Raw genomic sequence first — 11,755 nt, 5'->3', positions numbered from 1 at the left:
CGCGCCTCAGTCGGAGAAGCCGAAGAACACGTCTTCGAGCGAGGGTTCGTGCACGTGCAGGTCGAGCACCTTGTCGCCGAGCGAGGCGAGCGCCTGCATCACGAGCATCTTGGATTCGCGCCGGCATTCGACTGCGACGTGGTCCTCGCGCGCTTCGACGGCCATGACCGGCAGGCCGCCCAGTACGGTGCGGACGTGGTCGAAATCGTCGTGCGCGAGGCGCACGTGGAACCACAGCGGCAGGTCCATCTGTTCGCGCAGGCCCTGCACGGTGCCCACCGCCTGCAGCTTGCCGGCGGCCATGACCGCGAGGCGGTCTACGCGCTCCTGGATCTCGGCGAGGATGTGTGAAGTGAGGATCATCGTCACGCCGTCGGCCTTGAGGCCGCGCAGGATCATGTAGAACTCGCGGATCGCCTCCGGATCGAGGCCGGTGGTGGGTTCGTCGAGGAACAGGATGCGCGGTTTCCCGAGCAGCGCCTGCGCGAAGCCGAGGCGCTGGCGCATGCCCTTGGAGTATTCGCGCACGCGGCGGCGCGCGGCGTGGGTGAGGCCGACGCGTTCGAGCGCGGGGCCGCACTCGCTTGCGGCGACGCCCTTCAGGCGGGCGAAGAATTCGAGCGTCTCGAAGCCGGTGAGGTTGTCGTACAGGACGACGTTCTCGGGCAGGTAGCCGATCTTGCGGCGCACTGCGCGGAAGCCGCTGCCGGTGACGGGCGAGCCGTCGATGCGGATGTCGCCGGCGGTGGCCGGGATCAGGCCCAGCATCATCTTGAACAGGGTGCTCTTGCCGGCGCCGTTGTGCCCGATCAGGCCGAACAGTTCGCCTGGCGCGACCTCGAGGTCGACACCGTCGACGGCACGGACGACACCGTAATGCTTGGTGGCACCGTGCACGGCGATTACGGACGCTCCCGTTTCAGCGGGAGCCGGGGAAGTACCTGCCAAGCCATTCTCTCCAGTTGTTGTTCTTGGGCAGCATGCGCGGCTTCGGGTCGACCACGCTCGGTGCGCGCAGCAGCGGGAACTGCTGGCCCACGAGGCGCAGCGTCTGCACTGCGGGGCTCCCAAGCAGCAGTTTCATCATCGGGTGCTGCCACGACAGGCGGTCGACGAGGTCATTGGCCTCGTAGGGCACATCGCCGTGACCGTCGCCGTCGCGGTCCCAGCCAAGGTAATTGCTCCAGTGATTGCCGTCCTTGATTCCCCACAACTCGTCCTTGGCGCCGACGTAGCGCACCTGCTCGCGGTTGCTGACGAAATCGTTGGTCTCGACGACATTGTTCTTCGAGCCCGCCCACAGGTGCACGCCGACGACGTTGTCGACGACGAGGTTGCCGCGCAGCGTGTTGTACTCGGCGTCGTAGACGAAGAAACCGCGGTTGTTGCCGGCGACGACGTTGTTCTCGACGACCGAGTCCTGGATCGTGCGCAGCATGATGCCATGGTCGGAATTGGCCCACGCGCGATTGTTCCTGACCGTTTGGTCGCGCACTTCCATCAAGGCGAGGCCGCCGCGGTTCATGTAGACGTCGTTGTCCTCCCACAGGTTGTAGTAGGAGTTCATATAGTGCGTGCCGTAGCGGCTGTGGTGCAGGCGGTTGCCGCGGAACACGGCATGGTGCGAGACGTCGACGTAGATCGCGTCGCGCACGAAGCTGATCCGGTTGCCCACGATCTGTGCGCCGGTGGTGTTGTAGAGCTGGATGCCATTGCCGCGGCTGGCGGAGCGATAGTCGCGTTTGCCGGTGATGACGTTGCCTTCGATGCGGACATCCTTGACCTTTTCGATCCACAGTCCGAACAGGTTGTAGGTCAGGTCGCAGTTGCGCACGACGGCGCGGTCGGAGCCGGGACGGAGGTAGATCCCCGCGTTCTGTGCGCCCAGATCGTCGCCCGAGTCGCGCACGATCAGACCGTCGATCACGACGTCGGGCGAGGTGACGCGAATCGTATCGCCCTTCTGGCCGCCGCTGACGGTCGGGCGCTGGATGCCCCGTAGCGTGAGCGGTTTGGCGATCAGCAGGTTTTCGGTGTAGTGGCCGCGCGCGACCTCGACGACATCGCCGGGGGCGGCGCGCTCGATCGCTGCCTGGATCGACTCGCCCGGGGAGACCGCGAGCATCGCGGCCCATAGCGGCGTGCCGCACAGTAGCGCGAACGCTCCGATGCAGGCATGGCGCAGTGTCCTCGCGAGCGATGTCGTCATGCGAACCATCGATCAGCCCTGAACGATCAGGAATCCGCTGGATTTCAATACGATGAACAGTGTGGCGCCGATCAGCAGGTTCTTGAAGCCGACGTAACAGACCATGTCCATCGTGTTCGCTACGCGATAGCGCCGCCCCCACCATGGGCCGTCCTTGACATAGGGTTTGGAGCCGAGGCGCACGACGACCTCGAACACGCTCCAGCCGAACCACCAGCCGATCAACGCACCGGCCTGCATCTGGCCCATTGCGGCGAGCACCCACACGACGCTTGCCGCCAGTGCCAGCGCAATACTGGCGGCGTGCAGGGCGCGTTGGCGCTGAAAGCCGTGGTGGCTCCACGGCCACAGGTGGTCCCACACTTCGGCAGCGAACAGGTGCAGGACGCTATCCGTTGAGGCGTAGGGCGGCTCGGCGGGATCGGTCGGCATTTTCGGATTGACCATTGCAGACGGCTCCGGAATTCAGTTCTTGATGGAGTTCTTCATGGCCGCCGCGTCGGCGCGGGCAGGCACGGGCTGGATCGGGATGAAGTAGCCGTCGGCGCCGATGGGCGTCAGCGCCAGGCCGGCCTTGGTGCGGCGCTTGCGTTCCTGCGCGAGCGGCGGGCAGGCGTGGTCGTCAGTGTAGAGCACCATGCAGTCGAGGCAGTGCAGGCATTCGCGGTGATCGATGCGGCCATTCTCGTCGATCGCCTGCGAACCGCAGCCGACCGCGCAGGCCTTGCAGCTGCTGCATTCCTGCTTGCGCTTCAAGCCGAACCAGCGGAAGGTCGAAGGCATCGCCAGCGACGCGCCGAGCGGGCACAGGTACTTGCAGAACGGCCGTTCGGTGAAGATCGACAGGCCCAGCAGACCTGCGGCAAAGAGCGTGTAGGGCCAGCTGCGATTGAACAGGCCGACGAGGAAAGTCGTCTTGAAGGGTTCGACCTCGGCGAGCTTCTCGGCCAGCCCCATCGAGAAGAAGGACACTGCCAGCAGGCCGAAGAAAACGCCGTACTTCACCCATTTCAGACGGTTGTGCCATCTGCGCGGCAACTGGAACTGGAAGCGCTTGAGGCCCACGGCGCCGCCGACCTTGTACAGCAGTTCCGACAGCGAGCCGAAGGGGCACAGCCAGCCGCAGAAGAGTCCCCGGCCCCAGACGAACACCGTGACGATGATGAAGATCCAGAACAGGAAGATGAAGGGGTCGGACAGGAACAACTCCCATGTCCACTGGAACAGCAGGGCGTGGAACCAGGTGAGCACCTGCGTGATCGAGGGCTGCGCGAGCATGCCGAAGCCGACGAACCCGATGCTGATGATCCAGGCACCGTACTTGAACACATTCACAGGCCACTTGTTCTTGTGCGTTGCGCGGCGCGTGAGTTTGTCGCGGAACGCGTAGACGGTGGCCACGGCGATCAGGAGCGCGGCAAACAGGGCGATCTCGACTGCCCGGGTCTTCCATACGCGCACCCAAGGAGCGTCGGGCTTGACGACTTCAGGGCGGCCGCCCTGCAGGTACTGTGCGGGCAGCCAGTATTCGGTGTCGAAGTTGGCGAAGCTGCGTGCACCGGTCGCGCGATCGACGCGGTTGCCGAGGAACACGAACTTCCACGGATACGCTGCCGAGAAGGCCTTGGAGCGGACGATGAAGATCGCCGACTCGTTGAACGCGGGCGCTCCGGGCGCGGCGACGCCGTAGAGGTTGAAGGCGTCGGTGTCGCGGAAGGTGAAGGAGTCGGCGCCCTGGCGGACCTGCACCCGGTCGTAGATGCCGCCGCGCACGAAGCCCGACCCCTTGAACGACTGGGCGCCGCCGCTGCGGATCACGAAGAGTGCGTGTTCGCCTTCCTTGAGGCCGGACATCAGGCTGTTGTACGGGCCGTCGCCGAGGACGGCGCGGCCGATGTCGGGTTGGTTGAGGTAGCCGAACCACAGGTCGATGAACGGTTCGCCTCCGCGCGGGAGGCCGACCTGCTCGGGTGTCACGACGATGCGCTTGACGGCGCCTTCCTTCACGAGGCTCGCCCAGTCGGGTTTGATGCCGCTGTCGACGAACTTCGCCTGTTCGCGGATGGTCGGCTTGAGGATGCCGACCTGGCGCGCGACCGAGGTGCCCGAGGTCATCATGACCTGGTTCTGCGCGATGACGGTGACGGTCGCACCCGAGATCGCGTCGAGTCCGATGATGTTCTCTTCGGGACGGGATTGGCCGATCTCGATGTTGTCGCCGACGAACTTGTTGAGGTACTGCTGGTTGAAGCGGACCAGCGACGATTCGGGGATGCCCAGCAGCAGGATCGGCTCGGAGTGCTTGAGGATCTTGACGCCGACGAAGCGTCCCCCGGTGTCCATGCCGATCAGGGTGATCACGGGCTTGCCCGAGTAGGCTGGGGTGTCGGTGATGTCGGTCGATAGCATGACGTAGCCGACGAGCTTCTTCTTGCCGCCTTCCTCCGCATAAGCTTCCACGTAGGGGGGCTGACCCTTACGTTCCGAGAAGGACGTCGCACCGGGCAGGACCTCGGTGCAGGGCGCGTACTTGCACAGTTCGGGGGCGGTGTTGATCTCGTCCGGCAACTTCGCTTCGTAGGTGTTGGCCAAAGCGAGCGCTGCGGTCGATGAAAGCACGACGGACAGCAGGGTATTGCGGAGTGCAGCCAAATAATTCATGACACTTTCCGATCGGCGGGACTGGGTGCAGTCTAGAAACAGGATCTCGGGACGTAATTGTTTCCGATCAATTGGTACAAATTCATCGTCTTCGCCGCGCGAAAAAAAGGAGGGGCGCACGGCCCCTCGAGAGTCACCCATCGTTACCCCTTTGCAGGAGCAGGATTACCGCGCCGAAAGCGGTGTCGCTCCGGCGCAGTCGTAGCGGAGGCTCAGGCCTCGACCATCAGGCGGCTGCGCATCTCCAGGTGCAGCGCGTGGCAGAAGTGCGTGCAGTAGCACCAGTAGACGCCCGGCTTGTCGGCCTTGAACGTGACGGACTTGGTTTCCTGCGGATTCACGATGAAGTTGATGTCGTACTTCGGGATCGCGAAGCCGTGCGTCAGGTCCTCCACCTTGTCGTGGTTGGTGAGGATGATCGTGACCTCGTCGCCCTTCTTCACCTTGAACTCGCCCAGGCTGTAAGCCGGCGCCTGGCTGGTCAGCTTGATCGTGACCTTCTTGCCGTCGCGGAAGACGCCGCTGTCCTTGAAGTCCTTCACGGCATTCGGGAACTCGTCCATGTTGTAGATCTGGCGCGTCTTGATGATGTCGCGGCGGATCACGATGGAGTCGTGCGGTTCGGACAGCACCGAGTGGTCGGCAACCAGCTTCATCTTGTCGCCGCTGATGTCGATCATCTGCGCGGTTTCGGCGTGCAGCGGGCCGACCGGCAGGAAGCGGTCCTTGGAGAACTTGTTGTCGGAGATGAAGAACTTGCCGTCCGCTTCCTTCGTTTCACCCATGGAGGTGAAGCCGTGGCCGGGCTGGTAATGCACGTCGATGCGGTCCACGACGACGGTGACGTTCTTGTCGCCCTGGTAGGCCTTGATCGCGGCCTCCACGTTCCACTTCACGATCTGGCTGTCGAGGAACAGCGTCGTGTAGGCGTTGCCCTTGTTGTCGAAGCCGGTGTGCAGGGGGCCGAGGCCGATTTCCGGTTCGGCGACGACGGCGTCGCGCGGCTCCTTGAGGTCACCGTCGAACCACTTCAGCACCAGTTCGTGGGCGATCACGGATGCCGTGGGCGACAGTTTGCCCGAGCAGGCGTAGTACTTGCCGTCCGGGCTGATGTTCACGCCGTGCGGGTTCTTTGGGATGGGAACGTAGCAGGTGAGCGCGGTCTTGGGGTCGGCGTTCGACGCCAGGCGCCCGTCGACGACCGGGATCTTGGAGTCACCGATGTACGTGACCTTGCCGGCCTTGACGGCCTCCTCGATCCGGGCGACGTTGAAGAACAGGCACGCATCGCGTTCCGCCGCCATCGTCTCGGGATAATGGACGCCCATCTCCGTGTTGTACTGATTGGTGGCGGCGATCTTGCCGTCGTAGGAGGTGGCCACGAGGTCGCAGTTGCCGTCGATCAGCACCTGCCAGCGCACCTGCATCGATTCCGAATCCACGCACGTGAAGAGCGAGCGGTACTGATCCACCTTGTCCATGTTGCTGCCGTTGTTCGGCAGGGGGATCGAGAACTCGGCGCCGCAGAAGACGCGCGTCGTGTAGTTGATGGCCGGATCGACCGGGTCGCGCTTGTCCGGGAAGGTGCCGTGATAGCCCTGCATGTTGGGCAGCTCGGTGATCTTGTCGCACTCCATCGTGTCGAGGCGAACGCGGGCGATGCGGCCGTGGATCTTGTCGTTCACGAACAGGTACTTGCCGTCGTACGTGCCATCCTTGTACGAGGGATGCACGTGGTGGGTGTCGCCGGTCGTGTACTTCAGGCTGCCGTCCGGCTTGGTGCCGAGGATCGCCTTCGATTCGTTCGTGATGCCCCAGCCGACCAGGCAATCGGTGTTGAAGACCGGGATGGCCTTCAGTTCGCGGCCCGACGGCAGGCCGTAGATGCGCACGTTGCCGGAGTGACCGCCGCTCGAGAACGAGTAGTAGGTATCGAGCTGGCCGGGGGCGACTTCATATTTGCCGACTTCAGCCGCCTCGGCTGCGGGATGGGCTGCGGGGGCAGCGGCGGGCGCGGGTGCCTGCTCCTGCTTGCAGGCCGAAAGGCCGACCGACAGGCCGGCGCCGGCGAGACCGGCGAAGGCGGCGGTATTGAGAAACTTGCGGCGGCTCGGGTCGGGCTGGCCGTCGAGCTTTTGATCCTTGTTATGGTCCTGGGACATGTGATGGGCTCCGTTGTTCAAGCGTCGAGGGTTTTGCCTGTGTTCTGCCGGTGCGGGCGGGCCGGGGTGACGGCACGCCCATGCTGCGTAGCCCGAAGCGGGCGCTAACGTAACTTTATGGAACCGGCGGCGCCGACTCCTTGATCTTGGATAAGGAAAAAACCGCAGCGGGTATGTCGGAAGCACACCGCCGCGGCCGGAGGTCTCAGCCGGGCGACAGCGAGACGAAGATCATGACGAAGACCGGCGCCCACAGGATGGCCGCGACGCTGTAGGCCATATAGGTGATGTGGAGTGCCTGGATGTCGTTGTCCAGCCGCAATTCGTCGCGCAGGTCGAGGTAGAGCCTGCGCAGCGCGATGGCATGGGCGAGGAGGTGGGCGGCGACGAGGGCACCGAGGCTGGGGACGGCGAGCACCACGGCGGAGGTCCACAGCGGCGCCGCCGCGCGGGCCGCGATCGCCAGGGCGCGGGCGCGGGTGGGGCGCAAGGCTTCGGCGGGCGTCGTCAGCCGCAGCATGCCGGCGACGACGGTCACCGAGACGAGCTCGGCGACGAATACCAGCAGTGCGATCCATTCCCAGTTCGAACCCGCCGGATCGAGGCGATAGACTGCGGCATGGTCGCGCATCGCCAGCGGGATCATGACCGGTGGCACCAGCGCGAATGGCAGGACCATGCGGCTGAAGACGCCGTTGCGGGTCGGTGGGGTCAAGCTGGCCTCCGTTGGCCGCCTTTCAGATCCGGGGATCCTGCACGATTCCCTGTTCGACCGCAAACACCGCCGCCTGCACGCGGCTGGTCAGGCCGAGCTTGCGCAGGACGTTCTGCACGTGAATCTTGACCGTGCTTTCGGCGAGGTCCAGCGAGCGCGCGATTTCCTTGTTGCTCTGGCCGCGCGCGATGAGCACGAGGATTTCCCGCTCGCGTGGCGAGAGCTTGTTCAGTTCGGAGGCGACCACTGCCGGCGCCGCTTCGGTGCTGGCTTTGGGCGGGGCGCCGCGCACGCCCTGCACGAGCTTGCCCATCATCTGCGGCGAGATCACGGATTCGCCGGCAGCGGCCTTGGTGATGGCGGCGGTGAGCGTATCGGCCTCGATGTTCTTCAGGAGGTAACCGCAGGCGCCCGCGCGCAGCGTTTCGATGAGATCCTCGGCATCTTCGGACACGGTCAGCATCAGCACGTGCGAGTCGGGCGTCTCATCGGCCATCATCGCGGCGGCGTCGCGGCCCGAGAGGCCGGGCATGTGCAGGTCGAGGAGCACGACGTCGGGCTTGAGTTGCGCGGCACGCTTGACGCCTTCCATGCCGTCGCCCGCCTCGCCGACGATCTCGAACTCCGGGTGGCGCTGCAGCAGGGACTTGATGCCGCTGCGGAAGAGGGCGTGGTCGTCGACGAGGAGCACTCGGATCGGGGCGGACATCAGTTCGGTTCCTGGTTGATTCGCGGGAGTTCGAGGCACACTTCGGTTCCGCGGCCGGGCGTGGAGCTTAGCGAGAATTTTCCGCCGATGCGCAGCGCACGCTCGCGCATGACCTGCAGGCCGATGTGGTTTTCCTTTTCGCGGGCACTGCGGGCGTTTTCATCGAAACCGACGCCGTCGTCGCGCACGACGAGCGTCAGCCCATGCACGCCGCGGCGCAGGGCGACGTGCACGGACGTCGCCTGGGCGTGCTTGCGGACGTTGGAAAGGGCTTCCTGCAGGATGTAGAGCGCCTGCGTTTCGACCTCCGCATCGAGCGGCGCGCCGCCCCCTTCCAGCTCCAGTTCCGTAGCAATCGCGCTCTGGTCGGCGAGCCGGCGCAGCGCGGCACCGATCGCTCCGGGGAGATCCTGCTTTGCGACGCGCGTGCGGAAATGCACCAGCAGTTCGCGCACGTCATCGTAGCTCTCCTGGACTCCCTGCCGCAGCATGGCGAGGGTGCTCTGTGCCTGAGGTGCGTCGTTGTGGCGCAGGGCGTCGTCGAGCATCTGCACCTGCAGGTTCATGAACGCGAGCCCCTGCGCGATGGAGTCGTGCAGTTCGCGGGCGAGGAGGTTGCGTTCCTCCGACACCGCGAGTTCGCGGTCGCTGGCATGCAGGCGCTGGTTCTCGATCGCGATGCCGAGCTGCTGTCCCAGCGTTTCGAGGAGCTGGCGGTCGGAGTCTTCGAGCAGGCGCGCCTCGCGGAAATACAGGTTGTAGATGCCCAGCGTCTGCTGGTTCGCGCCGATCGGCGTGGCGGAGACGAGCTTGAAGCCGGCGCGGCGGCAGGCGCCTAGATCGGGGGCGGTTTCGGGCCGTTCGGGTTCGCAGATGAGGGAGTTGCCACCGCGTGCGGCCTGACCGCACACGCATTCGCCGCAGTCGAGCGTCGCCTCGCGGTCGATGAACGCGTTGTCCAGTCCGGCATGCACGGTCATGCACAGCTGGCGCGAATCCTTGTCGAGCAGCCGGGCGGAACTGGCCGCCGCGCCGAACATCTTCTGCACGCGCTGCAGGAAGCCGCGGCACAGGGCGTCCACATCCTGCGGCTGGCGCAGGAAGGCCGCCATGTCGTAGAGGATTTCGAGCTGGCGGTTCTTCTCCTCGAGGCTGCGCGTCTTCACGTCGACGCGTTCCTCCAGCGTTCCGTAAAGGCCCTGCAGGTGGACGGCCATGCGGTTGAAGCCGTCGGACAGCTCGCCGAATTCGTCCTTGCCGAGGACCGGGACGCGGGCGCTGAAGTCTTCCTGCTCCATCCGCTTGATGCCGGTCTGCAGTTCGGAGACCGGGCGGATCACCAGCACGAAGAAGAAGCGGATCAGGAACAGCGTGCCGATCACTGCCAGCGCGATCAGGGACACCTGCGAGGCCCGCAGGATGTCGGTGCTGCGCGCGTAGCTCTGTTCCATCTTCAGCACGACATCGTTGGTGCTGGCGACGAAATTCTTGATCGTGTTGTCGAACGCCGGGAGATTCTTCGCGAGCCGGCCGGGTTCGGGTTCGGCGACCAGTGCGTCCAGCACGGGACGGATTTCGTTGAGCCAGTAGACCGCCATGCGTTCGACGTCTTCGGGGATGCCGCGGTCGCGCGGGATGAAGAGGGGGCGTTCGGGATTGCCCTGACGCAGCTCGTCGAAGATGTGCTGGAAGTCGTCGAGCTCCTCGCGCAGCGTCTGGGCGAACACCAGCGGTTCGGTGAGGGACCGCCCGTCGGCGCGGGACAGCAGCTGGTCGATGCGGTACGCGCGCATGCGCAGGCTGCCGGCGTCGTTGATGGCGGCGGCCGCGCCCTGGAGCTGCCAGGACATGAACAGCGTGATGCCGATTGCCGTCAGGGCGACGAGGAAGAACACCAGCAGGATGCCGGTGATCTTGGTGCTGAGACTGTTGCCGAGGGGAAGCATGAATGCTCGATGAAGCGGGGTGGCATGCAGACTACGTCGCCTGCCGCCACCCTGCAAGCCGGGGGCGCTTCCACCCCCGGCATGGCCTCAGGCCGATGCGGTTGCCTTCAGGCGGCGCTTCGAACGCACGATCTGGTAGGCACGGCCGACGTAGCTCAGCGGCGCAGTGAGAATGTGCACGAGACGAGTGAAGGGAAACAGCAGGAACACCGTCATCCCCAGCACCATGTGGAAGCGGAACACCGGCTCCACGGCGGCGAGCAGCTCGGGCTTCGCCTGGAAGGTGAGCACGCTCTGCACCCAGCCCGACAGCGCCAGCATCACGCCCGGATCGCCGTGGTTCGCGTGACCGATCGAAACCGGCAGCGTCGACAGGCCGGCGACGAGCGTTAGCAGCAGCCAGCCCAGGATGAAGGCATCCATGCGGCGGCCCGCGGCGCGAACGCGCGGGTTGAACATGCGGCGCAGCCACAGGATCGCGCCGCCGATCAGGCACATGGAGCCGAACACGCTGCCGGCCACGATGGCGATCCACTGGTGCTGCAGATCGGAGACGCCCAGGCCGACCCACAGCGCGTGCGGCAGCACGAGGCCGGCGAAGTGGCCCGCGAAGATCGACAGGATGCCGACGTGGAACAGGTTGCTTGCGATCCACATGTTGCTCTTCGACAACAGCTGCGAAGAGTCCGTCTTCCACGTGTACTGCTGGTTGTCGTAGCGGATCCAGCTGCCGATCACGAACACCGACAGCGCGATGTAGGGATAGATCCCGAAGAAGAAGTTGAGTGCGTTCATGTCGTCTCCTCAGGCAGCCAGGCGCGTCAGGCTGCCCTGTTTTTCCACGATCCGGACCAGCGACGCGTAGGGGCTGGCGGACTTTTCCAGGTTGTCGGCGAGCACCTTGAGCACCTTGGCGACGTCGCCCAGGAACACCCATGCCTCGCCGATGCTCAGCGTCGAGCAGAATTCCAGCATCACCGGCAGGTAGTCCGGCAGTTCCTTCTCGTCGGCCTGCAGGCCATAGCCGCGATAGAACTCGCCGAGGTCGATCAACGCAGGGCCGCGCGTCTTCTCTTCGCCGAAGATGTGGTGCGTCAGGTGCAGGCTGTGCTCGGCCGTGAGATCGAAGCACTGCACGTAGGCGCCTTGCAGTTCGAGCGGATCGGAGGCGAGCAGCGTCGTGATGAAGTCGGCGACGCAGCGGTACTCTTCGGCGCTGAGGGCGCTTTCTTCATCGAGCGACTCGACGAAGGCGTAGGCGTCCTTACCGGCAAGTTCGCTTAGTTCGACGAGGAACTCGTTGCTCGGGTAGTCGAGCAGGGCGGCCAGCAGTCGGAAGATTTTCATGTTTAT

10 protein-coding genes are annotated in these 11,755 nt (G+C 64.9%); all 10 read right to left on the bottom strand.

Going from position 1 to position 11,755, the window contains the following annotated elements; all coding sequences use genetic code 11:
• Positions 1–6 precede the first annotated feature (6 nt).
• Positions 7–948, bottom strand: a complete 942-nt coding sequence (locus tag F464_RS0121915; protein ID WP_026296221.1) for an ABC transporter ATP-binding protein — start codon at positions 946–948, stop codon at positions 7–9.
• On the bottom strand, positions 920–2,218 hold the full coding sequence (locus F464_RS0121910; RefSeq protein WP_018992003.1) for a nitrous oxide reductase family maturation protein NosD: 1,299 nt from the start codon (positions 2,216–2,218) through the stop codon (positions 920–922). The genes F464_RS0121915 and F464_RS0121910 overlap by 29 nt, the downstream gene beginning before the upstream one ends.
• A gap of 3 nt (positions 2,219–2,221) precedes the next feature.
• Positions 2,222–2,656, bottom strand: a complete 435-nt coding sequence (locus F464_RS0121905; protein ID WP_018992002.1) for a hypothetical protein — start codon at positions 2,654–2,656, stop codon at positions 2,222–2,224.
• 18 nt (positions 2,657–2,674) lie between these two features.
• Positions 2,675–4,870 carry a NosR/NirI family protein gene (locus F464_RS0121900; protein WP_018992001.1) on the bottom strand — a complete coding sequence of 732 codons (2,196 nt, stop codon included), beginning with the start codon at positions 4,868–4,870 and terminating at the stop codon, positions 2,675–2,677.
• Between the two features lie 212 nt (positions 4,871–5,082).
• Positions 5,083–7,032 (bottom strand): TAT-dependent nitrous-oxide reductase, encoded by a 1,950-nt coding sequence (gene nosZ, locus F464_RS0121895; RefSeq protein ID WP_018992000.1) that lies wholly within the window; start codon positions 7,030–7,032, stop codon positions 5,083–5,085.
• Positions 7,033–7,237: 205 nt separating this feature from the next.
• Positions 7,238–7,747: a hypothetical protein gene (locus tag F464_RS0121890; RefSeq protein ID WP_018991999.1), complete on the bottom strand. Its 510-nt coding sequence runs from the start codon at positions 7,745–7,747 to the stop codon at positions 7,238–7,240.
• A 22-nt stretch (positions 7,748–7,769) separates the two neighbouring features.
• A complete protein-coding gene (locus F464_RS0121885) occupies positions 7,770–8,456 on the bottom strand; it encodes a response regulator (protein WP_018991998.1) in 687 nt (228 codons plus the stop codon).
• Positions 8,456–10,402: a type IV pili methyl-accepting chemotaxis transducer N-terminal domain-containing protein gene (locus F464_RS0121880; protein ID WP_018991997.1), complete on the bottom strand. Its 1,947-nt coding sequence runs from the start codon at positions 10,400–10,402 to the stop codon at positions 8,456–8,458. Before F464_RS0121880 ends, F464_RS0121885 begins: the two co-directional genes overlap by 1 nt.
• Before the next feature lie 87 nt (positions 10,403–10,489).
• Positions 10,490–11,197 carry a respiratory nitrate reductase subunit gamma gene (gene narI, locus F464_RS0121875; RefSeq protein WP_018991996.1) on the bottom strand — a complete coding sequence of 236 codons (708 nt, stop codon included), beginning with the start codon at positions 11,195–11,197 and terminating at the stop codon, positions 10,490–10,492.
• Positions 11,198–11,206: 9 nt separating this feature from the next.
• Positions 11,207–11,749 carry a nitrate reductase molybdenum cofactor assembly chaperone gene (narJ, locus tag F464_RS0121870; RefSeq protein ID WP_018991995.1) on the bottom strand — a complete coding sequence of 181 codons (543 nt, stop codon included), beginning with the start codon at positions 11,747–11,749 and terminating at the stop codon, positions 11,207–11,209.
• Positions 11,750–11,755 lie beyond the last annotated feature (6 nt).

Origin of the sequence: Aromatoleum toluclasticum ATCC 700605 (assembly GCF_000378245.1) — a bacterium.
Classification (GTDB): Bacteria; Pseudomonadota; Gammaproteobacteria; order Burkholderiales; family Rhodocyclaceae; genus Aromatoleum; species Aromatoleum toluclasticum.
This window is presented reverse-complemented; position numbering and strand designations above follow the sequence as displayed.

Bases quoted from the DNA above. Each gene is read 5' to 3' on its own strand.
- F464_RS0121910 (WP_018992003.1), bottom strand. From the start codon at position 2,218: ATGGTTCGCATGACGACATCGCTCGCGAGGACACTGCGCCATGCCTGC.
- F464_RS0121905 (WP_018992002.1), bottom strand. From the start codon at position 2,656: ATGGTCAATCCGAAAATGCCGACCGATCCCGCCGAGCCGCCCTACGCC.
- F464_RS0121900 (WP_018992001.1), bottom strand. From the start codon at position 4,870: ATGAATTATTTGGCTGCACTCCGCAATACCCTGCTGTCCGTCGTGCTT.
- nosZ (WP_018992000.1), bottom strand. From the start codon at position 7,032: ATGTCCCAGGACCATAACAAGGATCAAAAGCTCGACGGCCAGCCCGAC.
- F464_RS0121885 (WP_018991998.1), bottom strand. From the start codon at position 8,456: ATGTCCGCCCCGATCCGAGTGCTCCTCGTCGACGACCACGCCCTCTTC.
- F464_RS0121880 (WP_018991997.1), bottom strand. From the start codon at position 10,402: ATGCTTCCCCTCGGCAACAGTCTCAGCACCAAGATCACCGGCATCCTG.
- narI (WP_018991996.1), bottom strand. From the start codon at position 11,197: ATGAACGCACTCAACTTCTTCTTCGGGATCTATCCCTACATCGCGCTG.
- narJ (WP_018991995.1), bottom strand. From the start codon at position 11,749: ATGAAAATCTTCCGACTGCTGGCCGCCCTGCTCGACTACCCGAGCAAC.